The 24,630-nt window shown below is 65.6% G+C and carries 22 protein-coding genes and 2 tRNA genes; 21 read left to right on the top strand and 3 right to left on the bottom strand.

Annotated elements, in window-relative coordinates; translation table 11 throughout:
- The first annotated feature begins 105 nt into the window (after positions 1 to 105).
- The 9 genes from V5F63_RS14825 (at position 106) to V5F63_RS14785 (ending at position 9,595) form a co-directional block, all read left to right on the top strand.
- Positions 106 to 714, top strand: a complete 609-nt coding sequence (locus V5F63_RS14825) for an NADH-quinone oxidoreductase subunit J (RefSeq protein ID WP_394102812.1) — start codon at positions 106 to 108, stop codon at positions 712 to 714.
- A gap of 11 nt (positions 715 to 725) precedes the next feature.
- Positions 726 to 1,034, top strand: coding sequence for an NADH-quinone oxidoreductase subunit NuoK (nuoK, locus tag V5F63_RS14820; protein WP_024278575.1), 309 nt, complete (start codon positions 726 to 728; stop codon positions 1,032 to 1,034).
- Positions 1,035 to 1,038: 4 nt separating this feature from the next.
- The gene (gene nuoL / locus V5F63_RS14815) at positions 1,039 to 2,964 is read left to right on the top strand and encodes an NADH-quinone oxidoreductase subunit L (RefSeq protein WP_394102813.1); all 1,926 of its coding nucleotides are present in this window, start codon (positions 1,039 to 1,041) and stop codon (positions 2,962 to 2,964) included.
- A gap of 2 nt (positions 2,965 to 2,966) precedes the next feature.
- Positions 2,967 to 4,478: an NADH-quinone oxidoreductase subunit M gene (locus V5F63_RS14810; protein WP_209483412.1), complete on the top strand. Its 1,512-nt coding sequence runs from the start codon at positions 2,967 to 2,969 to the stop codon at positions 4,476 to 4,478.
- 16 nt (positions 4,479 to 4,494) lie between these two features.
- A complete protein-coding gene (gene nuoN / locus V5F63_RS14805; RefSeq protein WP_394102814.1) occupies positions 4,495 to 5,925 on the top strand; it encodes an NADH-quinone oxidoreductase subunit NuoN in 1,431 nt (476 codons plus the stop codon).
- Positions 5,926 to 5,929: 4 nt separating this feature from the next.
- Positions 5,930 to 6,697 (top strand): biotin--[acetyl-CoA-carboxylase] ligase, encoded by a 768-nt coding sequence (locus V5F63_RS14800; protein ID WP_209483407.1) that lies wholly within the window; start codon positions 5,930 to 5,932, stop codon positions 6,695 to 6,697.
- Positions 6,698 to 6,870: 173 nt separating this feature from the next.
- Positions 6,871 to 8,541, top strand: a complete 1,671-nt coding sequence (locus V5F63_RS14795; RefSeq protein ID WP_394031162.1) for a ribonuclease J — start codon at positions 6,871 to 6,873, stop codon at positions 8,539 to 8,541.
- A gap of 281 nt (positions 8,542 to 8,822) precedes the next feature.
- The gene (gene mce / locus V5F63_RS14790) at positions 8,823 to 9,227 is read left to right on the top strand and encodes a methylmalonyl-CoA epimerase (RefSeq protein WP_209483403.1); all 405 of its coding nucleotides are present in this window, start codon (positions 8,823 to 8,825) and stop codon (positions 9,225 to 9,227) included.
- A 98-nt stretch (positions 9,228 to 9,325) separates the two neighbouring features.
- Positions 9,326 to 9,595 (top strand): DUF1467 family protein, encoded by a 270-nt coding sequence (locus tag V5F63_RS14785; RefSeq protein ID WP_209483401.1) that lies wholly within the window; start codon positions 9,326 to 9,328, stop codon positions 9,593 to 9,595.
- Between the two features lie 10 nt (positions 9,596 to 9,605).
- On the opposite strand, the gene V5F63_RS14780 is transcribed toward V5F63_RS14785, so the two are convergent.
- Positions 9,606 to 13,331 carry a sensor domain-containing protein gene (locus tag V5F63_RS14780; protein ID WP_394102815.1) on the bottom strand — a complete coding sequence of 1,242 codons (3,726 nt, stop codon included), beginning with the start codon at positions 13,329 to 13,331 and terminating at the stop codon, positions 9,606 to 9,608.
- A gap of 315 nt (positions 13,332 to 13,646) precedes the next feature.
- Between V5F63_RS14780 and V5F63_RS14775 the strand changes: the two genes are divergently transcribed.
- From V5F63_RS14775 to V5F63_RS14750, 6 genes are all read left to right on the top strand, one after another.
- Positions 13,647 to 14,045, top strand: a complete 399-nt coding sequence (locus V5F63_RS14775) for a HesB/IscA family protein (RefSeq protein ID WP_209483398.1) — start codon at positions 13,647 to 13,649, stop codon at positions 14,043 to 14,045.
- Between the two features lie 133 nt (positions 14,046 to 14,178).
- Positions 14,179 to 14,604: a DoxX family protein gene (locus V5F63_RS14770; RefSeq protein WP_394102816.1), complete on the top strand. Its 426-nt coding sequence runs from the start codon at positions 14,179 to 14,181 to the stop codon at positions 14,602 to 14,604.
- A gap of 87 nt (positions 14,605 to 14,691) precedes the next feature.
- A tRNA-Leu gene (locus V5F63_RS14765) sits at positions 14,692 to 14,776 on the top strand.
- Between the two features lie 164 nt (positions 14,777 to 14,940).
- Positions 14,941 to 15,678, top strand: coding sequence for an AzlC family ABC transporter permease (locus V5F63_RS14760; protein WP_394031155.1), 738 nt, complete (start codon positions 14,941 to 14,943; stop codon positions 15,676 to 15,678).
- On the top strand, positions 15,675 to 16,022 hold the full coding sequence (locus V5F63_RS14755) for an AzlD domain-containing protein (RefSeq protein WP_209483384.1): 348 nt from the start codon (positions 15,675 to 15,677) through the stop codon (positions 16,020 to 16,022). The genes V5F63_RS14760 and V5F63_RS14755 overlap by 4 nt, the downstream gene beginning before the upstream one ends.
- Positions 16,023 to 16,214: 192 nt before the next feature.
- Positions 16,215 to 16,291, top strand: a tRNA-Met gene (locus V5F63_RS14750).
- On the opposite strand, the gene V5F63_RS14745 is transcribed toward V5F63_RS14750, so the two are convergent.
- Together V5F63_RS14745 and V5F63_RS14740 are read right to left on the bottom strand one after the other, a co-directional pair.
- Positions 16,248 to 18,002: a recombinase family protein gene (locus tag V5F63_RS14745; protein ID WP_229646959.1), complete on the bottom strand. Its 1,755-nt coding sequence runs from the start codon at positions 18,000 to 18,002 to the stop codon at positions 16,248 to 16,250. The genes V5F63_RS14750 and V5F63_RS14745 overlap by 44 nt on opposite strands.
- A gap of 19 nt (positions 18,003 to 18,021) precedes the next feature.
- Positions 18,022 to 18,249, bottom strand: coding sequence for a hypothetical protein (locus tag V5F63_RS14740; RefSeq protein ID WP_229644185.1), 228 nt, complete (start codon positions 18,247 to 18,249; stop codon positions 18,022 to 18,024).
- A 252-nt stretch (positions 18,250 to 18,501) separates the two neighbouring features.
- On the opposite strand from V5F63_RS14740, the gene V5F63_RS14735 reads away from it, so the two are divergent.
- The 6 genes from V5F63_RS14735 to V5F63_RS14710 all read left to right on the top strand — a co-directional run bounded on the left by V5F63_RS14735 (position 18,502) and on the right by V5F63_RS14710 (position 24,553).
- Positions 18,502 to 18,804 carry a hypothetical protein gene (locus tag V5F63_RS14735; RefSeq protein ID WP_012116544.1) on the top strand — a complete coding sequence of 101 codons (303 nt, stop codon included), beginning with the start codon at positions 18,502 to 18,504 and terminating at the stop codon, positions 18,802 to 18,804.
- The gene (locus tag V5F63_RS14730; protein ID WP_012116545.1) at positions 18,801 to 19,244 is read left to right on the top strand and encodes a type II toxin-antitoxin system VapC family toxin; all 444 of its coding nucleotides are present in this window, start codon (positions 18,801 to 18,803) and stop codon (positions 19,242 to 19,244) included. Before V5F63_RS14735 ends, V5F63_RS14730 begins: the two co-directional genes overlap by 4 nt.
- A complete protein-coding gene (locus V5F63_RS14725; RefSeq protein WP_188079547.1) occupies positions 19,241 to 20,632 on the top strand; it encodes an SIR2 family protein in 1,392 nt (463 codons plus the stop codon). Before V5F63_RS14730 ends, V5F63_RS14725 begins: the two co-directional genes overlap by 4 nt.
- Positions 20,633 to 20,634: 2 nt before the next feature.
- Entirely contained in the window at positions 20,635 to 22,629 is a 1,995-nt protein-coding gene (locus tag V5F63_RS14720; protein ID WP_394102824.1) for an ATP-binding protein, read from the top strand.
- 21 nt (positions 22,630 to 22,650) lie between these two features.
- The gene (locus tag V5F63_RS14715; RefSeq protein ID WP_012116548.1) at positions 22,651 to 23,172 is read left to right on the top strand and encodes a hypothetical protein; all 522 of its coding nucleotides are present in this window, start codon (positions 22,651 to 22,653) and stop codon (positions 23,170 to 23,172) included.
- 187 nt (positions 23,173 to 23,359) lie between these two features.
- On the top strand, positions 23,360 to 24,553 hold the full coding sequence (locus V5F63_RS14710; protein ID WP_012116549.1) for a hypothetical protein: 1,194 nt from the start codon (positions 23,360 to 23,362) through the stop codon (positions 24,551 to 24,553).
- Positions 24,554 to 24,630: the final 77 nt, after the last annotated feature.

The raw sequence follows: 24,630 nt of genomic DNA, 5'->3' as shown, positions 1-24,630 counted from the left end.
GATGCGTCGGGTTTTCGGGATGCGTCAGCACATCACAGGGGCCGGCCGCCTTGCGGGGCCGGACATGACCGGCGCGGGCGCGCCGCGGGCAGGGGGGCTACGCGCATGAGCGTCGCGGCAGCGTTTTTCTATCTCTTCGCCTTCGTGCTGGTGGCGTCCGCCTTCATGGTGATCTCCTCCCGCAACCCGGTGCAGTCGGTTCTGTTCCTCATCCTCGCGTTCGTGAACGCGGCGGGCCTCTTCATCCTCATCGGCGCCGAGTTCCTCGCGCTGATCCTGGTGGTGGTCTATGTGGGCGCGGTGGCGGTGCTCTTCCTCTTCGTCGTGATGATGCTCGACGTGGATTTCGTGGAGCTGCGCCAGGGCTTCCTGCAGTACCTGCCGGTTGGCGTGATGGTGGGCCTCATCTTCCTCGCCGAGCTGGTGCTGGTGGTGGGCGCCTGGGCGACCGGGCCGGGGGTCGCCTCCGCGGTCCAGTCCGCGCCGGGCGGCATCGCCACCGAGAGCAACGTGCGCGCCATCGCGGCCGTGCTCTACACGGACTACATCTACTTCTTCCAGGCCGCCGGCTTCGTGCTGCTCGTCGCCATGATCGGCGCCATCGTGCTCACGCTGCGCCACAAGGTGAACGTGCGCCGGCAGAACATCACGGCTCAGGTGACGCGCTCCTCCACCATCGAGGTGGTGAAGGTGCGTCCCGGCCAGGGCCTCTGAGGGGGATGGGCATGGACATTGGTCTCTCCCACTATCTGACCGTCGCGGCGATCCTGTTCACGCTCGGGACGCTCGGCATCTTCCTCAACCGGAAGAACGTCATCGTCATCCTCATGTCGGTGGAGCTGATCCTGCTCGCCGTGAACATCAACCTCGTCTCGTTCTCCGCCTTCCTCGGGAATCTGACGGGCCAGGTGTTCGCGCTGCTCGTGCTCACCGTCGCCGCAGCCGAGGCGGCCATCGGCCTCGCCATCCTCGTGGTGTTCTACCGCAACCGCGGTTCGATCGCCGTCGAGGACATCAACGCCATGAAGGGCTGAGGCCATGTATCAGGCGATTGTCTTCCTCCCCCTTCTCGGCTTCCTCATCGCCGGCCTGTTCGGCAAGAAGATCGGTGACCGCGCCAGCGAGGTGGTGACCACCTCGTTCCTGTTCGTCGCGTGCCTGCTCGCCTGGATCGCCTTCTTCGCAGTCGGCTTCGGCGACCACGACACCCGCGTGCAGGTGATGAAGTGGATCTACGTGGGCGACCTCAAGGTCGACTGGGCGTTCCGCATCGACACCATGACGGTGATCATGCTGATCGTCGTCACCACCGTGTCCTCGCTCGTCCACCTCTACTCCATCGGCTACATGCACGAGGATCCGAGCCGGCCGCGCTTCTTCGCCTATCTGTCGCTGTTCACCTTCGCCATGCTCATGCTGGTGACGGCGGACAATCTTCTCCAGCTGTTCTTCGGCTGGGAGGGCGTGGGCCTCGCCTCCTATCTGCTCATCGGCTTCTGGTACGAGAAGCCCTCGGCCAACGCGGCGGCCATGAAGGCCTTCGTGGTGAACCGCGTGGGCGACTTCGGCTTCATGCTGGGCATCTTCGCCATCTTCGTGATGACCGGCTCCATCGCCTTCGAGGAGGTGTTCGCCGCCGCCCCGGGCCTTGCGGGCAAGACCATCTCCTTCCTCGGCCACAATTGGGATGCGCCGACCGTCATCGCGCTGCTGCTGTTCGTCGGCGCGTGCGGCAAGTCGGCCCAGTTCCTGCTGCACACCTGGCTGCCGGACGCGATGGAAGGACCGACCCCGGTCTCCGCCCTCATCCACGCCGCCACCATGGTGACGGCCGGCGTGTTCATGGTGGCGCGCATGTCGCCCATCTTCGAATTGTCGCAGACTGCGCTCAACGTGGTGATGTTGGTGGGCGCGACCACCGCCTTCTTCGCCGCCACGGTCGGCCTGGTGCAGAACGACATCAAGAAGGTGATCGCCTATTCCACCTGCTCCCAGCTCGGCTACATGTTCGTGGCCATGGGCGCGGGCGCCTATTCCATCGGAATGTTCCACCTGCTCACGCATGCCTTCTTCAAGGCGCTGCTCTTCCTCGGCGCCGGCTCGGTCATCCACGCCATGCACCATGAGCAGGACATGCGGCACATGGGCGGCCTGAGGAAGAAGATCCCCTTCACCTACTGGACGATGGTGATCGGCACGCTGGCCATCACCGGCTTCCCGTTCCTCGCCGGCTATTACTCCAAGGACGCCATCATCGAGGCGGCCTATGCGAGCCACAACTATTTCCACGTCTACGGCTACTGGATGACCGTGATCGCCGCGGCGCTCACCGCCTTCTACTCGTGGCGTCTCATCTTCCTCACCTTCTGGGGTCACCCGCACGACCATCATCATTATGAGGCCGCGCACGAGAGCCCGCTGGTGATGACCATTCCGCTCGGCGTGCTCTCGCTGGGCGCGCTGTTCGCCGGCATCGCCTTCAAGAACATCTTCGTGGGCGAGGGCGTGGAGCACTTCTTCCGCCACTCCATCTTCATGGGCGCGGAGAACCATATCCTGCACGCCATGCACGACATCCCCGGCTGGGCGGCCTTCGCTCCCACGGTGATGATGGTGGTGGGCTCGCTGTTCGCCATCTGGTTCTACATCGTGAACCCGAAGGTGCCGGCGCAGCTCGCGAAGTCGCAGGACGCGCTGTACCAGTTCCTGCTGAACAAGTGGTACTTCGACGAGATCTACAACTTCCTCTTGGTGCGCCCGACCCTCTGGCTCGGCCGCACCCTGTGGAAGCGCGGTGACGGCACCATCATCGACGGGCTGGGCCCGGATGGCGTCTCCGCCCGCGTGCTCGACATCACCCGCGGGGTGGTGCGGCTGCAGACCGGCTACCTCTACCATTACGCCTTCGTGATGCTGATCGGCGTCGCGGCCCTCATCACCTGGTTCATGTTCGCCGGAGTGTGACGATGACCGACTGGCCCATCCTCTCCGTCGTCACCTTCCTGCCTTTGGTCGGGGCGCTCTTCATCTTCGTGGTGCGGGGCGACGACGAGGTGTCCGCGCGCAACGCCCGCTGGGTGGCGCTGTGGACCACGCTCGTCACCTTCCTGGTGTCGCTGCTGCTGCTGCCGGGCTTCGACGCTTCGGCGCCCGGCTTCCAGTTCGTGGAAAAGAAGGCGTGGCTCGGCGATCTCGCGTCCTATCACATGGGCGTGGACGGCATCTCGCTGCCCTTCGTCATCCTCACCACCTTCCTCATGCCCTTCTGCATCCTCGCCTCCTGGGAGAGCGTGCATAAGCGCGTGAAGGAATACATGATCGCCTTCCTGGTGCTCGAGACCATGATGCTCGGCACCTTCACGGCCCTCGACCTTGTCCTCTTCTACTTCTTTTTCGAGGGCGGCCTCATCCCGATGTTCCTCATCATCGGCGTGTGGGGCGGGCCGCGCCGCATCTACGCGGCCTTCAAGTTCTTCCTCTACACGCTGGCCGGCTCCGTGCTGATGATGCTCGCCATCATGGCCATGTACTGGAAGGCCGGCACGACGGACGTGCCCACCCTGATGCAGTTCGGCTTCCCGTCGGGCATGCAGTTCTGGCTCTGGCTCGCCTTCTTCGCCTCCTTCGCGGTGAAGATGCCCATGTGGCCGGTGCACACCTGGCTGCCCGACGCCCACGTGGAGGCGCCCACCGCCGGCTCCGTCATCCTGGCGGGCGTGCTGCTGAAGATGGGCGGCTACGGCTTCCTGCGCTTCTCGCTGCCCATGTTCCCGGAGGCGAGCCATTATTTCGCGCCTATGGTGTTCACCCTGTCGGTGGTGGCCATCATCTACACCTCGCTCGTCGCGCTGGTGCAGGAGGACATCAAGAAGCTCATCGCCTATTCGTCCATCGCCCACATGGGCTTCGTGACGATGGGCATCTTCGCCATGAACGAGCAGGGCCTCCAGGGCGCCATGTTCCTCATGATCTCCCACGGCTTCGTCTCGGGCGCGCTGTTCCTGTGCGTCGGCGTGATCTACGACCGGCTGCACACCCGCGAAATCGCCGCCTATGGCGGCCTCGTGAAGCGCATGCCGCTCTACGCGACGGTGCTGATGGTGTTCACCATGGCGAACGTGGGCCTGCCGGGCACCTCGGGCTTCGTCGGCGAATTCCTCACCATGCTCGCCGCCTTCGAGCGCAACACCTGGGTCGCCTTCTTCGCGGCCACCGGCGTCATCTTCTCGGCGGCCTACGCGCTCTGGCTCTACTGGCGCGTGGTGTTTGGCCCGCTGGAGAAGGAGAAGCTGAAGTCCATGGCCGACCTCTCGCCCCGCGAGATCGTCATCATGGTCCCGCTGGTGATCCTCACCATCCTGTTCGGCGTGTGGCCCGCGCCCATCCTCAACATGACATCCCATGCGGTGAACGCGGTCGTCGCGCGCACCGATTCCGTGGCGGGCGCGGTGAAGACCGCCCTGCTGCTGAGCTTCTGATTTTCGAGGACGCCTCATGTCGCAGCTCCTGCCTCCCCTCGGCGCGGTCCTGCCGGAACTGGTGCTCGCCGTCTCGGCCATCGTGCTGATCCTCATCGGCGCGTTCCGCGGGGAGGGCTCGGCCAATCTGGTCACCGGGCTTGCCATCGCGGTGCTCGCCGCGGCGGGCGTGCTGGTGCTGCTGCAGCCGGGCACCGAAGTCTCCGCCTTCAACGGCTCGCTGGTGATCGATGCCTTCGGCCGCTTCATGAAGGTGCTGGTCTCCATCGGCGCGCTGGTCTCCCTCATCATGTCGGTGGACTGGCAGGCCCGGGAGAAGCAGGCGAAGTTCGAATATGCGGTGCTGGTGGTGATCGCCACGCTCGGCATGTTCATGCTGGTCTCGGCCGGCGACCTCATCGCCCTCTATCTCGGCCTCGAACTGATGAGCCTCTCGCTCTACGTGGTGGCCGCCATCAATCGCGACTCGGTGCGCTCCACCGAGGCGGGCCTGAAGTATTTCGTCCTCGGCGCGCTCTCCTCGGGCATGCTGCTCTACGGGGCCTCGCTGATCTACGGCTTAACCGGCTCGGTGAACTTCCTGCAGATCGCCGCCGTGGCGAAGGAGCCGAGCATCGGCCTCATCTTCGGCCTCGTGTTCCTGGTGGCGGGGCTGTGCTTCAAGGTGTCGGCCGTGCCGTTCCACATGTGGACGCCAGACGTCTATGAAGGCGCGCCCACCCCGGTCACCGCCTTCTTCGCCTCCGCCCCGAAGGTCGCCGGCATGGCCATCTTCGTGCGCGTGCTCATCGAGGCCTTCCCCCACGTCTCCCACCAGTGGCAGCAGATCGTCGCCTTCGTCTCGCTCGCCTCCATGGTGCTCGGCGCCTTCGCCGCCATCGGCCAGCGCAACATCAAGCGACTGCTCGCCTATTCGTCCATCGGCCACATGGGCTTCGCCCTCGTGGGCCTCGCCGCCGGCACCACCGAGGGGGTGCGCGGCGTGCTGGTCTACATGGCGATCTATCTGATGATGACGCTCGGCACCTTCGCCTGCGTGCTCACCATGCGCCGCAAGGGCCAGGCCGTGGAGACGGTGGAAGACCTCGCCGGTCTTGCCCGCCGCAATCCGCTGATGGCGCTGATGCTGGGCGCGCTGATGTTCTCGCTGGCCGGCATCCCGCCGCTCGCGGGCTTCCTCGCCAAATATTACGTGTTCGTCGCCGCCATCCAGGCCGGCCTCTACGGCCTCGCCGTGGTGGGCGTGCTCGCGTCGGTGGTGGGCGCCTTCTATTACCTGCGGGTCGTCAAGATCATGTATTTCGACGAGCCGGTGGACGCCTTCGACCCCATGCCGACCGAGCTGAAGGCGGTTCTGGCGGTGAGCGGCCTTTTCACGATCTTCTATTTCGTCTATCCCGCTCCTCTCATTGAGGCTGCGAGTGCCGCTGCCCGTTCGCTCTTCTGAGACGATGGCTCATTACGAATTCCAGGGTTCCACGGTTCCCATCGTCCGCTTCACCCAGATCGGCTCCACCAACGCCGAGGGGATGGCGCGCCTGCAGCGCGGCGAGACCTTCCCGGTCTGGCTGGTGTCTGACATCCAGACGGCCGGGCGGGGACGCCGCGGCCGGCCGTGGACGTCCGAGCTGGGCAATCTCTTCGCCACGCTGGTGCTGCCCAATCCGGCGCCGGTGGCGAATCTCGCCCAGCTCTGCTTCGTCGCCGGCCTCGCGCTGCGGGATGCGGTCGTCTCCGCCGCGCCGCAGATCGCGGCCGAGCAGATGAAGCTCAAATGGCCGAACGACCTTCTGATCGATGGCGGCAAGGTGGCCGGCATTCTGGTGGAAGGCGGCACCGACCCGAACGGCCGCCCGGCGGCGGTGATCGGCTTCGGCGTCAACTGCCTGCACCATCCCGAGGACCTGCCCTACAAGGCGACCAGCCTCGAAGCCCTCGGCGCGCCCACCGCGCCCGACCGGATGCTGGAGGCCCTCGACCTGGCCATGGCGGTCCGCCTCAACCAGTGGAACGCCGGCGCCGGCTTCCCCGCCATCCGCTCGGACTGGATGCGTCATGCGCTTGGCATGGGTGACCAGGTAAGCGTGAAGATCGGCGAGCGCGAGGTGGTCGGGCGTTTCGAGAATATCGACACCCGCGGCGCCATGATGCTGCGGCGTCGGGACGGCGTGGCCGAGATCATCACCGCGGGCGATGTCTCCCTCGGCAAGCCCGACTGATCGTCGCGGCCGGGCCTGGAAGGCTTGCATTGCGGGGGCGGGACCCCATCATACGACCGCCCGCCTTTTCCTGAGCCTCGCGTCGCGGGGCTGTTTCTGTTTGGCGCGTCATGCGCTCGCCGGCACGCGCTCGCGCCGGCGCGCCGGGCGCCGCGTTTGGAAGTGACCCCCTGATGGCACCCACGGATGAACTGGTCTTCGCGCCCCTCGGCGGCGTGGGCGAGATCGGAATGAACCTCGGCCTCTATGGCTTCGGCCCGAAGAAGGCGCGGGAATGGCTCGTGGTCGATCTCGGCATGAGCTTCGCGGGGGAGGAGGCGCCGGGCGTGGACCTCGTGCTGCCCGACATCCGCTTCCTCGAAACCGAGCGCAAGAGGATCGCCGGCCTCGTGCTGACCCATGGTCATGAGGACCATATCGGCGCGGTGCTGGACCTGTGGCCGCGCCTGAAGTGCCCCATCTACACCACCCGCTTCACTGCCGGCCTTCTGGAAGCGAAGCGGGCCGGCGAGCCGGGCGCGCCCTCCGAACTGCCCATCGAGGTCGTGCGCGCGCGCCAGCCGATACAGATCGGGCCGTTCAGCGTCGAATTCGTGCCGGTCTCGCACTCCATCCCGGACAGCCACGCCCTCGCCATCCGCACCAAGGCGGGTCTGGTGGTCCATACGGGCGACTGGAAGCTCGACCCGACGCCCCTCGTCGGCGAGGCCACCGACATTGCGCGGCTGAAGGCGCTGGGCGACGAGGGCGTGCGCGCCATCATCTGCGATTCCACCAATGCCATCCGCGACGGCATCTCCCCGTCCGAGGCGGATGTGGGAGCCTCGCTGAAGGCCATCGTCGCCAAGGCGAAGCACCGCATCGCCTTCACCACCTTCTCCTCCAACGTGGCCCGCATCCGCGGCATCGCCGAGGCGGCTTATGCCAACGGGCGCGAGGTGGTGCTGGTGGGCCGGGCGCTGGAGCGCGTCGTCGGCGTCGCCCGTGAGCAGGGGCTGCTGGACGGCATTCCCGCCTTCCGGGGCGCGGATGCCTATGGATACCTGCCGCGCGAGCGCGTGGTGGCCATCCTCACCGGCAGCCAGGGCGAGCCGCGCGCCGCGCTGCGCCGCATCGCCGACGATGATCATCCCGAGATCGCGCTGTCGCCGGGCGATCAGGTGGTGTTTTCCTCGCGTACCATTCCCGGCAACGAGAAGGTGGTGAACCACATCGTCAACGCGCTCATCAAGCGCGGGGTGGAGGTCATCACCGATCGCACCGCCCTCGTCCACGTCTCCGGCCATCCCCGGCGGGGCGAACTGGAGGAGATGTACCGCATGATCCGCCCTGAAGTGGCGATCCCGGTGCATGGCGAGGCGCTGCACCTGCACGAGCACGCGCTGCTCGCCCGCCGCATGGGCGTGCCGGAGGTGGTGAATTGCTATGACGGCAACGTCATCCGCCTCGCCCCCGGCCCGGCCGAGCGGGTGGACGACGTGCCCTTCGGCCGCCTCTACAAGGACGGTCGCCTGCTGCTGGCCGAGGGGGCGCGCGCCATCCCCGAGCGGCGCAAGCTCAGCTATGTGGGCGCCATCTCCATCGCCGTGGCGGTGAACAAGCAGGGCGGCCTCGCGGGCGATCCTTCCGTGGAGATCACCGGCGTGCCGGAGCGCGGGGAGGGCGGTTTGGACATGCTCGATCACGTGCTCGACACGGTGGTCGCCACCCTCGACAACCTTCCCAAGGCCCGCCGCCGCGATCCCGAGGCGCTGGCCGAGAGCCTGGAGCGGGCGGTGCGCTCGGCCGTCAACGCGGCCTGGGGCAAGAAGCCGGTCTGCCACGTCCACGTGCTTGAGGTGTGAGCCTGTCCGGAGGTGCAGCCTCCGGACCAAGCCCGCGCGGCGCTTGAGCGGAGCACGCCCAAACAGCCCGCGCGGCGCCTGAGCGGAGCAACGCCCAAACAGCCCGCGCGGCGCCTGAGCGGAGCAACGCCCAAACAGCCCGCGCGGCGCCTGAGCGGAGCAACGCCCAAACAGCCCGCGCGGCGATCGCTTGGCCGCGTGCTGAGCCGAGGGCGCCCAATGGCCGTATTTCTCCGTGCCGCGCCTTGCGCTATGGATCGGTGACGAACCGGAGGGGAAACATGATCGGACGGCTCAATCACGTGGCCATCGCGGTGCGCGACATCGCGGCCGCCTCGGCGCTCTATCGCGACACCCTGGGCGCGGAGGTCTCCGCCGCCGTGCCGCAGGTGGAGCATGGGGTGACCACGGTGTTCGTGACCCTGCCCAACACCAAGATCGAGTTCCTGGAGCCCCTCGGCGCGGATTCGCCGATCGCCAAGTTCCTCGAGCGCAATCCGGACGGCGGCATCCATCACCTGTGCTACGAGGTCGACGACATCATCGTCGCCCGCGACCAGCTCAAGGCCAGCGGTGCCCGCGTGCTCGGCTCGGGCGAGCCGAAGATCGGCGCCCACGGCAAGCCGGTGCTGTTCCTTCACCCCAAGGACTTCAACGGCACGCTGGTGGAACTGGAGCAGGCCTGAGGAACGGCCCGCGCGGCACCGGTCGCAGACCGGGGCCGATGGCATGAAATTCCCTTCGCGGCGCCGGGACCCTGGCGCCGCCAATCAAGGAAGACGCCGTGTCGGTCGGTGCCGTCGTCGCCATCTATTTCATCGTGTGGTGGGTGAGCCTGTTCGCCGTGCTGCCGTGGGGCGTGCGCTCCCAGGCGGAGAGCGCGGACGTCGTCCCCGGGACCGATCCCGGCGCGCCGGTGCGTCCGCTGATGCTCTACAAGGTGATCGCCACCAGCCTGATCGCGCTCGTCGTCACCGCCGGCATCATCTACCTCATGACCAGCGGCATCATTTCGCTGGAAGATATCCCGATGCCCTTCAAGGTCGGGGAATAGCAGCGTCTCCTCAATGCAGGGAGGTGCTGCCCGGCGTATTGGTCCGGGGCGCCGGGCCGCGGGGCGCGCCGGGTGTCGGCACCGGCGCCAGAGGGCCGCTGAGCGCGAGGCGCAGCAGGCGCTCCCCGGACACCGCGCGGCTGAACAGGTGACCCTGGCCGAAGTCGCAGCCCCGCGCTTTCAGGAAGTCGTGCTGGCGCGGATCCTCGATGCCTTCCGCCACCACCGAGAAGCCGAGCGCCCGGGCGATGGAGATGATGGCGGTGGCGATCTCCGCGTCTGCCGTGCGCGGCAGGTCGCGCACGAAGCTGCGGTCGATCTTCAGCTTGGAGATGGGGAAACGCTTGAGGTAGGCGAGCGAGGAATAGCCGGTGCCGAAATCGTCGAGGGCGATGCGCACGCCGGTCTCCTTCAGCTGGCGCAGCTTGCGCTCCGCCGCGGCGCGCGCATCGAACAGAAGGTTTTCGGTAATCTCCACCTCCAGCTTGTGCGGCGGCAGCCCGGTGCGGCGCAGCACGTCGTCCACGAACTCGCACAGGGCGCCGCGCTGGAACTGGCGCGGTGACAGGTTCACCGCGATGAAGTCGAGGTCGGCGCCCTTGTCCAGCCATTCGGCCATCTGACGGCAGGCGGCCTCCATCACCCAATTGCCCAGCGGCTCGATCAGGCCGGTTTCCTCGGCGAGGGGAATGAAGCGGTTGGGGGTGACGAGGCCATGGGTGGGACTCTGCCAGCGCACCAGCGCCTCGGTGCCGGCGATGCGGCCAGTGGCGAGATTCACCACCGGCTGAAAGTTCAGGACGAATTCCTCGCGGGCGAGGGCGCGGCGCAGGTCCGCCTCCATCTCCATGCGCACGCGGGCGCCGCGGGTGAGTGCCTGGGTGTAGAAGGCATAGCCGCCGCGGCCGTGGGACTTGGCTTCCGCGAGGGCCGAATCCGCGTGCTGGAGCAGGGTCGCCGGGGTGTCCGCGTCCTCGGGGAACAGGCTGATGCCGACGCTGGCGCCGAGATAGATTTCGCCGCCCCCTGGCATGGCGAAGGGCCGGCCCATCTCCTGGATGATCCGGTTGGCGACGGTTGCGGCGTCCTCCGGCCCGGCGATGCCCTCCAGGATGATGACGAATTCGTCGCCGCCGTGCCGGCCGAGGGTGGCGCCGCTCTCCAGCCCGTCCTGGATACGCCGGGCGGCCATCTGCAGCACCGCGTCGCCGGCCATGTGGCCGAGGCTGTCGTTGACGGTCTTGAATCGGTCGAGGTCCAAGAACAGCACGGCGCAGCGCGATCCCGGCCGGCTCAGGGCGAGGTCGAGCAGCGAGGCGATGAGCGTGCGGTTCGGCAGGTCGGTCAGCGGATCGTAATGGGCGAGCCGGTCCAGCTCGAATTCCGAATGCTTGCTCTGGGTGATGTCCTGGAAGGCGCCCACAAAGTTCTGCGCCGCGCCGCTCTCGTCATAGACCGTGGTGATGTTGAGCTGCTGGAGGAAGATTTCCCCATTCTTGCGCCGGTTCCAGATCTCGCCCCGCCAGACGCCGGCGGTGGTCAGCTCGCTCCACAGGGCCCGGTAGAAGTCGCGGTCGTGCCGGCCGGAATGGAGCAGGCGCATGTTCTGGCCGAGGATCTCCTCCTCGGCGTAGCCGGTGATGCGCGAGAAGGCGGGATTGACGGCGGATACCTCGGACCTGAGGTTCGTCACCACCAGCCCGTCGTGGGAATTGGCGAACACGGCCGCCGCGAGCCGGAGGTGGCGCTCGGTCTGCTTGGAGCCGGTGATGTCGGCGAGAAGACCCACCGTCCGGCTGATGGCGCCGGCGGCATCGCGGGCGGCGAGACCGTGCCAGCGGAAATCGTGATAGGCGCCATCCGGCCGGCGCAGGCGGATGTCGAGTTCCAGGGTCGGCGACCCGCCCCTGAGGAAGGCCTTCCACGCGGCCGCCACCTTGCGCCGGTCGTCGGCGTGCAGCATCTCGTGCCACGGACGCCGCACGTCCACCGCTTCATCGGGGCCGACGCCGAGCATCTCCCGCGCCCGCTGCGACAGGTAGAGCCGGCCGGTGCGGACGTCGAGATCCCAGACGCCCTGGTCCGAGCCCTTCACCGCGAGGCCGAAGCGCTCCTCGCTCTCGCGCAGGGCCGCCTCGGCGGCGCGCCGGGCGGAGATGTCCTGCGCGACCAGCAGCAGGTGGTCCGCCGCGCCATCCGCATTGCGGACCAGCGAGAAGGTGAAGCCAAGCCAGATCGCCGAGCCGTCCGGGCGCACCACGCTTTCCTCGGTCTCGATCTCGGCGGCCCGTCCGTCGAGGAGGGGGCGGATCACGTCGGCACCCTTGGCTGCGTGGGCCGCCTCCCGCAGCTGCCACAGGCTCAAGCCCGCAAGCGTGTCCGCCGGCCGGCCCAGCATGCGGCAGGCCTTGTCGTTGGCGCGCAGGATGGTGCCGTCGAGGTCGAGGTGGAGGATGCCGGTGGCGGCCTGGTCGAAGGCGGCGCGGAAGCGCGCCTCGGCCTCGCCCACCGCGCGGGCGGCGGTGAGCTCGCGCGCCGCATCGCGCATCCGGGTTTTCTGCAGGAGCCCACGCCCCACCGCCACCGCCAGCAGAAGCAGCGCGCAGGCGAGCGCCGCCGAGAAGAAGGCCGAGGTGCGGGCGCCGCCGAGGATCTCGTCGCGATCCACCTTGAGGACCAGCGCGGACTGCTCGCCGGGAATTGGCACGCGCACCGCCAGAACGGCGCGGCCGGACGGATCGGTGCCCGTCCCGGCACCGACCGCGTTGCCAGTGCCGGCCGCGAAGCTGAAGGGGTCGGCGGCGAATGTCCGGGGCATCGGCGCCGCCTGATCGCGCGAGACCGCCGTGGTGACACGCACGCCGCCGCGCGGATCCGGCCCCACCTGCAGCGCTTCGGCCGTGCGGGCGGTGCGGAACACCGCCGAGAGCATGGGGTGGGCATCGGGCCGCGCCGGCGATTGCAGGAGCAGCACGCAGCAAGGCTCGTTCGCGGCGTTGCGCACCGGCACGTTCACCAGGAAGGCGAAGCCGCCGGCGCGGCCGGAATCGCGGGGCGGGGGGGCCTCAGCCAACTGGCCTGTTGCCGCCACCTGCCGCACCATCTCCGCCATGTCGGGCCGGCCGGGCTCCGGGCCGGACGACATCACGAAGGCGCCCTTGTTGGTCCACAGCTCGGCACCGACGAAGCCGAAGGCCCGCGCGCTGTCGCCGAGCAGAAGGCGCAGGCGCTCACGCCGTTCGGAGGACGGCTCGGCGTGCCAGCCGGCCACATCGTCGGCGAGGAAGCGGCTCGATCCCAACGCCAGCGCTCCCGTCTCCAGCCGCTGGCGCTCCTGGGCGAGGCTGCGCACCTGAACCTCGGCGAGGGTGGCGAGGAGGCGCCGCGTATCGGTGATCGCCGATTGCACGCTGGCCTGGTAGACGAGCACGGTCACCACGAGAAGAATGGCGCCGAGCCCAAGCAGCAGGAGCACGGCGCGCATGGCGCCTCCGGCGCCCGTGGGCACCGGCAGCGCATGTGCCGTGCCGTTCGCGCTGAACGGGCCTGCGGCCGCGTCGCTCGCCGCGTTTCGCCGGGCGACCAGTCGCGCGGCCATGAAGGCTGCGGCGCCAATGGCGGCGGCGACCACGAGGGCAATAAGGGTGGTCTTGAGCGTCGGCGCGCTGCCGAAACTGCCGGTGGCGATGGCCGGCTGGGCTTCGGCCGCACGGCTCCACATCGCGGCAACCGCCATGATCGCGGTCGCCGCGCGGAACCGCCTGCTGGCCGGTTTCGCCCTCATGCTTCGTCTGCCCCCTCGAGCCGGCGTCAGGCCGCCGTGTCGAGACCTATATCTTGACCGTCGCTGCGAAAAAGAGAAATCGCGGAAATTCCCCATGTCATGGTTGCGGTGTCATGGTTGCAAAATACCGGCTCACCAGGCTCACGGCCATCCTTGGAGGGGGGCGGCATCCCGGATGCATCCTGAGACTTGCTCCTGCCGCGATCATCCACCATTTGTAGGAGGCTGGCCCGCCGACCTTGAACCGGCAGGGTCTGGAGGTTTGCCATGAGTGTCACTGAAACGCCCCCCGTCCGCCCCGCCCGGCGCAGCCTGCCGCCGGTGATCCGCATCACCGACGTCGCCGCCGAGCGCCTGCGCGAGATTCTCGCCGATGCCGAGCCGGGGACCGCCGTGCGCGTGGGCATCGAGAACGGCGGGTGCGCCGGCATGTCCTACAAGCTCGACTTCACCACCGAGGTGGCACCGCTCGATTCGGTGGTCGAGGACAAGGGCGTGAAGGTTGTGGTGGATTCCAAGGCGGTGCTCTTCCTGATCGGCACCGAGATGGATTTCAAGACGGACAGGGTGTCGTCCCAGTTCGTCTTCAACAATCCCAACCAGACGTCCTCCTGCGGCTGCGGCGAATCCGTCGCCATCACCCCGGTTGCCGCCGACGCCTCCTGAGGACGGCGCGCCGGCGGGCGGCGCACATCGGTTCAGCTGCCGTTCAGAGAGCGGGCGGCAAGAGAGGCAGGCGCGCGGGTGCCGGCCGCCGGCTATCAGGCGCGCGCCGTCTCAACTGCCCACAGGTGCCATCTTGACCCCACGTCCCATCGCCGCCCTGTTGTCGAGCCCCGCATTCGGCATCTTCGCCCGTGCGCTGCTCACCTTCATCTTCTGGGGCGCCGGCCTGGACAAATTGTTCAACTTCGGCGGGGCACTCGCGCTGTTCGAATTCTTCGGCGTGAAGCCGGCCGTGGTGTTCGTGCCGCTCGCCATCGTGGTGCTGCTGGCCGGCTCGGCCATGGTCATCGCCAACCGCATGGCCTGGCTCGGCTTCGGCATGCTGGCGGTGTTCACCGCGCTCACCATCCCCATCGCCCATCCCTTCTGGACCATGCAGGGCGAGCAGCGCCTGTTCGAGTTCCATGTGGTGGTCGAGCACCTCAGCCTCATCGGCGGCCTGATGATGGGCGCCATCCTGTGCTGGCGTCTCGAGGCCGAACGCACCGGCCGGCGTTGAGCCGGCGTCCCGACGCGCGGCGAGGAGGTACACTCCCGCCGCGAAACATGCTCTAAGACACGTCCGCCGGGCCGTGCGCCCGGCCCCGCGGACGTGGCGAAACCGGTAGACGCACGAGACTTAAAATCTTGCGCCGCAAGGCGTGCGGGTTCGAGTCCCGCCGTCCGCACCAGCCGCAGATTCGGCTCTGGCAGCCGCGTCATTCCCGCATGACCCGCGCCGGCGCCCTGCGGCGGGATCACTCCCCGGCTGCGGGGGGAGATGCTATTGGGAGGCGTTCGCCGGCTTGTGGCGACCCGTGTCCCCTCTGCCTCTCGCCTCCGGACCCGAACTCCCGTGAACGCCCCGCCCTCCCTTCACCCCGCGCATCATGCGCCGCCGGTGTACTTCCTGATGGGAATGCGCAAGGCCGTATCAGTGCCCGCGCTGGTGCTGTTCGCGAGCTATCTCGGGTTCGGCGCGGTGCTCAACGGGGTGGGATTTCCCCTTGGGGCCGGCGTCGCATCCACCTTCCTCGTGTGGGCGCTGCCGGCGCAGCTCATCCTCATCGGCGGGCTCGCGGCGGGCACGGCGCTGCCGGCCATCGCGCTCGCCGTGGGGCTGTCGTCCATGCGCCTCCTGCCCATGGTGGTCTCCGTGGCGCCCTACATGCGCGGGCCGCGCCGCAGCCTGTTCTGGGAGCTGGTCTGCGCGCATTTCGTGGCGATGACCGTGTGGCTCGAAGGGCTGCGCATGCTGCCGCACCTTCCGGGCGAGGGGCGCGTGCCCTTCACCCTGGGCCTCGGCCTGTCGCTGATCGGCGTCAGCTGCCTCGGCACGGTTGCGGGTTATACCGTGGCCGGCGAGGTGCCCGGATGGGTCGCGGCCGGCCTGCTGCTGCTCACGCCATTGTCTTTCACCGTGCTGATGGTGCGCAACGCAACGCTGCCGACGGACTGGCTGGCCCTCGCCGCCGGCTTCATCCTGATGCCGCTGACGCTGAACCTTGCGGGCGGGCTTGATCTGATGATTGCCGGCATCGGCGGCGGCACGCTGGCTTTCATCGCCGGTCGCCTGCTGGAGCGGCGGCGATGATCGCGCCGATGAGTGAAGGCGCGGCCCTGCTGCTGGTGATCCTCCTCGGCTTCCTGCCGACGGAGGTGTGGCGCACCCTTGCCGTCATCGCGGGCCGCCGGGTGGAGGAGGGCAGCGCCGTCTTCCACTGGGTGCGGGCGGTGGCGACCGCGCTTCTGGCCGCCGTGGTGGCGCGGCTCCTCTTCGCGCCCACCGGGGCGCTGGCCGAGATACCGCTTATGCTGCGCCTCGGCTCGGTGGTGGCGGGCGTCGCCGGCTTCCTTCTGGTGCGCCGTTCGGTGTTCGCCGGGGTGGTGGTGGGCGAAATCGTGCTCATGGCCGGCGCTTACTGGCTCCACGGCTGAAGCCTGTCCTTTTCGTTCAACCTTTTGCGAATAAAGGAATTTCAGGCAATCGCGGAGGGCGCGTAGACATGCGTCGTCCACAGGGCAGGGGTGCCCGGCCACAAATAATGCTCCGTGGCCTTTCCATTGGGAGCGGGGATTGCTACATACGCCTCGCCGACAGCCGGTTCGCCGGCAAACTCTCGGTTCTGACGCGGGGTGGAGCAGCCCGGTAGCTCGTCAGGCTCATAACCTGAAGGTCGCAGGTTCAAATCCTGCCCCCGCAACCATCTCAAATTGCGATACCAAATCGCGCAAATCAGCCGCCCCCACCGGGCGGCTTTTTTGCGTTCGCAAGTTCTGATCAGAGCAGGTCCCCGCAACCATCTCGACTTGCGATCGGCCCGCCCCTCTGGCGGGCCGTTTGCTTTTGAGCGAAATCGCAAGAATTCCAGCCAGATCACCTCGCACGTCGACCCGAAGCTCGCCTTCTGCCGGCGTCAGGATGATCTCCTTCACCAGCGAGCGAATCAGGTCGGCCGCCGTCATCCGCTTTTCCTCCGAATCCTCCTGAAGCGCCGCATACAGCTCATCCACCTGGGCGTGGTAGTGATGCGCCATGTTTGGATGCAGGAGGGGCGGCGGCTCCTGGGCGTCCTGCAGGAACGCTTTTAGCTCCTTCTGGCGAGCCTCCAGCTCCTTCATCTGCTTCATCATCCGGGTGGGGGCGTCGTCGCTGTCGGACGCGAGGATGAGCTTCATCAACTTGTCGAGTTCCCGGTCGATTCGCTTGATCTCGGCCTCGGCCGCATCGATCGACGCTCGGCCTTCCATGCGCAGCCGATTCATCTCGCGGGTGAATTCCTCGCAGAATTCTTTGAACAGCGCTGGGTCCATCAGGTGATGGCGCAGCGCGTTCAGGACGCGCGCCTCGAACTGATCGCGCCGGATGTTCCTGCGATTGTCGCAAGTGCCCTTATTCCGGGCTGTCGAGCAGCCAACCAGGTCAGCCGAGATCATCGAATAGCCACCGCCACAGCAGGCGCACTTGGTCAGGCCCGAGAAAAGGTATTTGGGGCGCCGACGTTCCCGGAAGTGGTTCTCGGTCTCGCCGTTGTCGCTACGGTTCAGTTTGACCGCTTTCTGGCGATCCTTGACCGCCCGCCACAGCTCGTCGTCAAGGATGCGCAACTCGGGCACATCCTGGGTGATCCAGTCCTCCTCCGGGTTTATGCGCGCCTGGCGCTTGCCAGTGTCCGGGTCTTTGATGAAGCGCTGACGGTTCCAGACCAGCTTGCCAACGTACATCTCGTTGTTGAGGATTCCGTTGCCGCGCTTCGGATTGCCGTTGATCGTGCTGAAGCCCCATTCTCCACCGCCCGGCGCGGAGATGCCCTCCTTGTTCAGCTCGAAGGCAATTCGCTTCGCCGACTTTCCGGCCGAATAGTCACGGAAGATGCGGCGGATGACCCCCGCCTGAAACTCGTTGATGGTCCGGTCGCCGCGTATGGGCTCGCCGCCGGCGTCGAACTTCTTCACCACATCATAGCCATAGGCGTTGCCGCCGCCGGACTTGCCCATCTCGACGCGCCCGCGCTGGCCTCGGCGCGTCTTGTCGGCGAGATCCTTGAGGAACAGGGCGTTCATCGTGCCCTTCAGACCGACATGCAGATGCGTGACTTCGCCCTCGGAGAGCGTGACGATCTTCACGTCCGCATAGGCCATGCGCTTGTAGAGGCCGGCAATGTCCTCCTGATCGCGCGAAAGACGATCCATCGCCTCGGCCAGCACGTACTGGAAACGGCCGCGCGCTGCGTCCGAGATCAGGGCTTGGATACCGGGACGAAGAAGGGAGGCGCCGGAAATGGCGTGGTCGGTATATTCCTCGACCACCTGCCAACCCTGCTTCTCGGCATGGAGGCGGCAGATGCGGAGCTGGTCGGCGATGGAGGCGTCGCGCTGATTGTCGGACGAATAGCGGGCGTAGATCGCGACTTTCAAAGCGCACTCTCCTGAGGTGTCAGGAGCGCGTCGTGCTGCGTTCCTTCATCTGCTCTTCGAACACCTCCCGCGCAGCACGACGGGCGAGCAGGCGAGCCAACTCGCTCAGGCGCGGGTCGGGACCGTCGCCGCGGCGCACGAGCGACAGTTCCGGCTCGACGAGCCGAAGCGCGCTCCTTTGCTGCTGGCGTTTGTCCTGGTCCATCGTTGCGCCGTTCGATAGCGATTGCAAGTTGATCGGCTTCACGATTGTTGTGAATCGAAGTATAAGCAACGCAAATCAACGGAGAGTATTCGACGGCATTCGGCATATTGTTGCTGGTGCTGGCGCCATCCGGCGTAGAAAAGCGCATCACAGCAGACGGAAAATACCGGCATCGGATGGCGCGGCGATCCGCTCTCTGGCCAAGCCTGTCTGAAACGCGTTTCGCCATCGCGTCCTCACTTGTCTGCACAACAAATCTGGGCTATATATCCAGATATAGCATGGAGGGTGGCCATGGGCAATGCTGCACAGAAGAGAGCGATCCAGAATTACCGCGCCCGTCTGACGCAGCGCGGCTTCACGCGCTTCGAGATCATGGCGCTCGAATCCGATCGCGAGCTGATACGCGCTCTTGCCCGTCGTCTGGCTGAGGAAGGGCCGGAAGCGGAGCAGGTTCGCGCGGCCGTGAAGACAGTCGTCGCTGGCGAACCACCCAAGCCCGGCGGCATCCTCACCGCTTTACGCCGCTCGCCGCTGGTGGGCGCGGAGCTTGATCTTTCCCGCCCGCGTGAAGAGGGGCGTAAGGTCGATCTGTGACGCGCTATCTCCTCGATACCAACATCATCAGCAATATCGTCAAGCCGCAGCCGTCGGCGTCGTTGCTGGCTTGGATGGCAACACAGCGCGACGAGGACCTGTTTATTGCGTCATTGACCGTCGCTGAAATTCGACGTGGCATTCTGGAAAAGCCCCGCGGCAAGAAACGCGATGCGCTCGACGCCTGGTTTGTCGGGCCGGAGGGGCCGCAGGCCCTGTTCACGGGCCGCATTTTATCCTTCGACGCCAAGGCCGGCCTGATCTGGGCGCGGCTGATGGCGGAGGGCAAGGTGGCGGGTCGTCCCCGTAGCGGACTCGACATGATCATCGCCGCCGTCGCCGGTGCGAATGAATGCGTCGTGGTGACTGACAACGAGAAGGACTTCGCCGGGCTCCAGATCATCAATCCGTTGCGTGGCGGCCTGGAGGGGGAAAAATGAAGATGGCGCCGCCGCCTGTACCCATCGAGTACCAGCTCATCGGTCTGACCGAAGACGGCAATGCTGGAGATCTCCTGCTTGGGCTTGACCAGAAACAGGGGCGAGTTCGCCTCCAAGCTCTGATCTCCGAATGGCTACGCATGGAAAACCTCGTGGTTTTGACGGGTTCCGGTACGTCGGTTTCAGCCGGCGGGAAGACCATGGCGAATCTTGAAACCGCTGTCTTCGAAACGATCGAGGCCCTCCCGGATGTGCCTGCCTCAATCGGCCCCATCATCAAGGCGCGGAGGGACGCCGTCTGGCTGGCTAATTTTATCGATGAACCGACGCTAGGTTTCGAAGCTTGGCTATCCTTCGTCGCCAACGCCTTGGTCATTGGCCAGTCGAAAGACGCACCATTCTCCGGTGTCACCTGGCCGAGCACACCCGCACCAAGCTTTGACGATCTCCAGTGGTTCGTAAACCATCTGCGCATGTCGATTTTCGCAGAATGCGCGCTGTCCTTGCCCGATAAGGCCATGGCGAAGTCGATAAGAGAGACCCCGCCGCAGCTCGCATTTCTCTCCAAGCTCGTCGCCCGAGATAGCAATCTCGGGCGAACTCATCTTTTCACGTTGAACTACGACACCCTGTTCGAGCAGGCGCTGGAGTTGCTCGGCATCCAGTATTTCGATGGGTTCACCGGCCGCGCCGCAGCGCGGTTCGATCCCTCCGTCTACGGCCTTGACGTCTATTATCCGGGGGAAGTCGCCGAAGGCCGAGTCCGGCGCTTCGACAAGTTCCTGCATTTTTACAAGCTGCATGGGTCAATTCACTGGTTCGAGCAAGATGGCGAGATGCGGGCGCGGCACCCCGACCTCGCGCCGTTCCGAGCCTATGTGGACTTGAAGCCGGAGGAGAAGGCAGCCGCACTCGTTGATCTTGCCGAGGGAACCGCATCGATCGGTATTCTGCCGACCGCGAATAAGTTCACGCAGACGCTGACGATGCCGTATGCGCATCTCTTCCGATCATTCCAAGTGCGCCTCGGCATCCCTCAGACGTTCCTGCTCGTCCTCGGCTACGGCTTCGGCGACGATCATGTCAGCCGAATCATCGAGAGTGCCTTGATCAACCCGTCGCTGGTTATGCTGGTGGTGGAGCCCAATCCGGAGAGCCCGGTCGTCGAGCGCATCCGGCGGTACAAGGACCTTGGCAAGCGCGCTTTCGTGTTGTGCCCGACCGACGCAGCCTTTGCGGCTGCCACGTTCAAGCACGCGACCTTTGATGATTTTGCGCGGTCAGCGATGCCCGACGTCCAATGGCTCGACGATTTCTTGCGTCTGCGTCGTTTTGAAAAGCAGATCGCCTCGTCTGCAATGCCCGCCGAACCCGATACGGGGGCTTGACCATGGATAATCCTAGACTTGTCGGCCACATCGTCGCTGTTCAGGGGTTTCGGGTGAAAGTCGAGCTTTTGCCCGAAACCCGCTCGGCGCTTCGCGCGACCCTTGACGGCGTCCAGGTCGCGATCGCCATCAACGCCTACCTGACATTTTCATTGGGGGCGGGCGAAACCGTCATCGGCATCATTACCGACCTCGAGGCGCGCGAGAGCTTCGACCCTGCAAGTGGCGACGACCTCAGCCTTGAGTTGATGAAGTCTCGCCGGATCGCCAGCGTGCAGTTGCTGGGCACGATCGAGAACATTGATGACGACGCCTCCTTCAGCCCGGGCATATCCGTTCTGCCAACCCTCGATACCCCTGCTGAGATCGGATCGCCGGCCGTGCTGCGCGCTGTGTTCGAGCTTCCGCCGCGGCGCAATAGGCCAGAAGGCTATGATGACAAGGACTTCGACTACGACCTGAAAATCGGGTTTCCAACGGGCCAGACGCGCAATGTCGTGCGCGCCTCCTACAACGATCTGTTTTCGCGCCCTCTGGCGATCGTCGGCAACACCGGCTCGGGCAAGTCCTTTTCCGTTTCCAGCCTGATCCAGAAGGCGATGAAGGCGCTCGATGGTGCCGCCGAGGAGCCGCATGTCTTTATCCTCGACATTAATGGCGAGTATGAAAAGGCATTCCCAACAGGCAAGACCGTCACACGATTGCCCGATCGCATCTACCTCAACGGTGAAGAATTCGGCCTTCCACTCTGGTTTCTCAATGCTGAAGAGATCTGCGCTTGGTTGAGCGCTGCCGAACAAACGCAGGAGCCGGTCCTGAAGGATTGGTGGGCGATCGCGAAGGGCGGGAATGCTGATGAGGTTTCGAATCTTAATACATTCCAGAGTGCTTTAATCTCAATCGAAAAGCTGCTTTCCGATCTCCAAAAGATACAACGGAAGTCGGCTGGTTCATATTGCGATCTGATTGTAGGCTATCTGGCGAATTCCGACATCGATACAGCCTCATTTGAAACTCTGTTCGCATCGCACAAAGCGATCACCGGTTTCAATCAAGAGGTCCTCGCGAATGCTGCTCAGATCGAAGCCGAGGCTCGAAAGCTCCAGGATGAAATCCGCGCAAAGATCATCGGCGGCAGCCATGTCGCCGAGACTGCCGTTCGGACAGCCGATTCACCGTTGCGCATCTCCCGTTCGACGTTGACAGATCCATCCCTGATCAATCGAGCGGTGTCCAAGGAAGATACCATAAGGGTCGATGCACACCTCACGACGTTGAAACTGAGGTTGAAGACGCGCCTCGACGATAAACGCTGGCATTCGTTTCTCAATTATGAGAACGCCGAAACTAGCATCCCGGATCTGGCATCGTGGTTTTCCCGTTTTGGTCTCGGAAATGCGGGCGGGCCTAAGGTGTCGGTGCTCGACTTATCCATGTTGGGAAACGAGATTCTCCCTTATGCTTGCGCCGTCATCGGGCGCGTACTCCTCGAGGCAAGGGAGCGATTGCCGGCGGCATCACGCTATAAGCATCCTTGGGTGCTCGTCCTGGAGGAGGCGCACAACTACGCGCGGCCGGCGCGATCGGACGAAGACCGCGGCCATCGCCTCGCACGTCTCGCCTATGAGCGTATCGCCAAGGAGGGACGGAAGTTTGGCCTCTCACTGATCATCGCCAGCCAGCGACCGAGCGAGATCAGCCAGACAATTATCAGCCAGTGTGCCAACTTCATCAGCCATCGTCTGCAGAACCCGGACGACATCGACCATTTCCGACGCATCATCCCGATGCAGGCGCGGCGTTTGCTCGATCAGGTGACGATTTTGTCGTCGGGCGAGGCGATCGTTTTCGGAAGCGCGTTCCATATCCCGGCGCGGGTTCAGTTCGATCGACCGGAGCCTGGCCCCTATAGCCAGACGGCAGCGCCGTACCACGAATGGTCGAAGGAAAGAGCTCCGTTTCCTCTGCGCCAAATCATTGACGCTTGGGGCGCATAGCTCAGAGGAGCCATCTGCCCCATGTCTCTCAAGCCATTCGACTCCCTTCTCGAGCCCGATCCCCGGTTCGCTGACCTCTATGTTATTGAGCAAGATGTCGCGCGTCGAATGACGCTTCGAGACCATCATGCCGGAATAGTTGATGTCGGCTTGAAGGGTGCGGCACCCGTAGAGGTTCAAAAGGCCTTCGACAGAGCGCGTAGCATCATGCTTTACGCCTTTTTTGACTACGATCTCTTCGTGGTGGGAGAAATCCAAGCATTCGGAGCTTTCGAGCTAGCGCTCAAATTTCGTTTGAGTGGGCATGGTGGAGACGCACGCGGCACGCTGCGCAATCTGGTCGATCGAGCACGCAAAACGGGCGCGTTGCCGCCAATGGTCGAGGGCAGCATGCTGATGGCCGATCCTGTCGAGGCGCTTATCGCATTACGTAATGGTCTGTCCCACGGCAGCGCTGAAATTCATTCCCCCGGCATGGCGCTGAAGATCCTGGCGGCTTGCGCCGACTGGATCTATCTCCTGTTCCCGAGCCGGCCTGAATGAATCCGGCTCTTCTGATGTGACGCTGCTAGGGGAAAGCCTTCCCCTGCGGCCGAGCCAGGTCTCGGCCGACCCCATCGAGCGGGGAGCCCCCGCAACGCCCCTCAAGAGTCAGAGGGTGGACCGGTTTTCCGTGACGGGTTGACTGCCGGGAGAGAGGCTGCCGGCGCCCGTCATGGAGAACGATCCCATGAACGAACAGGTTCTGGACGCCCGCGGTGATCCGAGCGGCGGGTATAAGGTGGATGTCAATCGCGGCGAGCGCGTCGGCCGCGTGTCGTCGGAGTGGTTCTCCCGGCCGGCGGACGAACGCTATCTGTCCCTGTCGGAGCTGTATGGCGCGGTGCGCGGCCGGTCCGACCGGAGCCGGACCCGGACGGTGGAGAGCGCGGCTATCCGCGTCAAAGCGAGCCGAGAGGCGCCGGACCGGCTGACGCTCGCGCTGCCGGGGACGGAGGCTCCTGTTGCGCCGACCCACTGGAGCTTCGGCCAGCTTGCAAGCCTCATCGGCGCGCCGGCGGCCTACCTGCGGCAACTCCCGGCTCCGCTCGCCGGCATCAATCTGCAGCACGGCCTGCTGACGCACCGCGCTGAGCAGGTGAAGACGCTGGAGGTGGAGGACGGCCGCGTCGAGCTACGGGCCGTGACCGGTCCCGACTACGGCCGCATCTACGACCACGAGCTGGTGGATGCCGTGCGCCGCATCGCCGGCAATGGCACCGGCGACACCCGCTGGAAGGTGCCGGGTGTGCTCGACTGGTCGACAGGCATCTACAATCCCCGCGTCGACATCACCAAGGACACCACCACGCTCTACGCCTCGGATCGGGACGTCTTCCTGTTCCTGGTGGATGATCTCAATCCCATCGAGGCTGGCCGGCTGCCGGACGGCTCTCCGGACCTGTTTTTTCGGGGCTTCTATTGCTGGAACTCGGAGGTGGGCGCCAAGACGCTGGGGATCGCCAGCTTCTACCTGCGGGCCGTCTGCCAGAACCGCAACCTGTGGGGCGTCGAGGATTTCGAGGAGATCACCATCCGGCACTCCAAGTATGCCGCATCTCGGTTCGCCCATCAGGCGGCGCCGGCTTTGGAGCGCTTTGCTAACTCCTCCCCCATGCCCTTCGTCAACGGCATCAAGGCGGCACGCGAGCGCATCGTGGCGCGCACCGACGAGGACCGCACCGAGTTCCTGCGCCGCAAGGGCTTCTCCAAGGCGGAGACGCAGAAGGTGATCGAGACCGTGCTGGCCGAAGAAGGTCGCAAGCCGGAGAGCATCTTCGACTTCGTGCAGGGCATCACGGCCGTGGCCCGGGACAAGCCCCACCAGGATGCCCGCCTCGATCTGGAGGCGCGGGCGAAGAAACTCCTCGACCGCGCCGTCTGAGATCCGCGAAGCCGGAGATGCGGAATGTCGTGTCTCCGGCTTCGTGTTGTTCCGGATTTCCGGATCATCGGTTCTGC

The sequence above is a fragment of the Xanthobacter wiegelii genome (genome assembly GCF_043193855.2).
Classification (GTDB): Bacteria; Pseudomonadota; Alphaproteobacteria; order Rhizobiales; family Xanthobacteraceae; genus Xanthobacter; species Xanthobacter flavus_A.
Note: the sequence above shows the minus strand (reverse complement) of the source record. Positions and strands in the feature narration are given on the sequence as shown.

Bases quoted from the DNA above. Each gene is read 5' to 3' on its own strand.
- V5F63_RS14825 (WP_394102812.1), top strand. From the start codon at position 106: ATGAGCGTCGCGGCAGCGTTTTTCTATCTCTTCGCCTTCGTGCTGGTG.
- nuoK (WP_024278575.1), top strand. From the start codon at position 726: ATGGACATTGGTCTCTCCCACTATCTGACCGTCGCGGCGATCCTGTTC.
- nuoL (WP_394102813.1), top strand. From the start codon at position 1,039: ATGTATCAGGCGATTGTCTTCCTCCCCCTTCTCGGCTTCCTCATCGCC.
- V5F63_RS14810 (WP_209483412.1), top strand. From the start codon at position 2,967: ATGACCGACTGGCCCATCCTCTCCGTCGTCACCTTCCTGCCTTTGGTC.
- nuoN (WP_394102814.1), top strand. From the start codon at position 4,495: ATGTCGCAGCTCCTGCCTCCCCTCGGCGCGGTCCTGCCGGAACTGGTG.
- V5F63_RS14800 (WP_209483407.1), top strand. From the start codon at position 5,930: ATGGCTCATTACGAATTCCAGGGTTCCACGGTTCCCATCGTCCGCTTC.
- V5F63_RS14795 (WP_394031162.1), top strand. From the start codon at position 6,871: ATGGCACCCACGGATGAACTGGTCTTCGCGCCCCTCGGCGGCGTGGGC.
- mce (WP_209483403.1), top strand. From the start codon at position 8,823: ATGATCGGACGGCTCAATCACGTGGCCATCGCGGTGCGCGACATCGCG.
- V5F63_RS14780 (WP_394102815.1), bottom strand. From the start codon at position 13,331: ATGGCGGTTGCCGCGATGTGGAGCCGTGCGGCCGAAGCCCAGCCGGCC.
- V5F63_RS14775 (WP_209483398.1), top strand. From the start codon at position 13,647: ATGAGTGTCACTGAAACGCCCCCCGTCCGCCCCGCCCGGCGCAGCCTG.
- V5F63_RS14755 (WP_209483384.1), top strand. From the start codon at position 15,675: ATGATCGCGCCGATGAGTGAAGGCGCGGCCCTGCTGCTGGTGATCCTC.
- V5F63_RS14735 (WP_012116544.1), top strand. From the start codon at position 18,502: ATGGGCAATGCTGCACAGAAGAGAGCGATCCAGAATTACCGCGCCCGT.
- V5F63_RS14725 (WP_188079547.1), top strand. From the start codon at position 19,241: ATGAAGATGGCGCCGCCGCCTGTACCCATCGAGTACCAGCTCATCGGT.
- V5F63_RS14720 (WP_394102824.1), top strand. From the start codon at position 20,635: ATGGATAATCCTAGACTTGTCGGCCACATCGTCGCTGTTCAGGGGTTT.
- V5F63_RS14715 (WP_012116548.1), top strand. From the start codon at position 22,651: ATGTCTCTCAAGCCATTCGACTCCCTTCTCGAGCCCGATCCCCGGTTC.
- V5F63_RS14710 (WP_012116549.1), top strand. From the start codon at position 23,360: ATGAACGAACAGGTTCTGGACGCCCGCGGTGATCCGAGCGGCGGGTAT.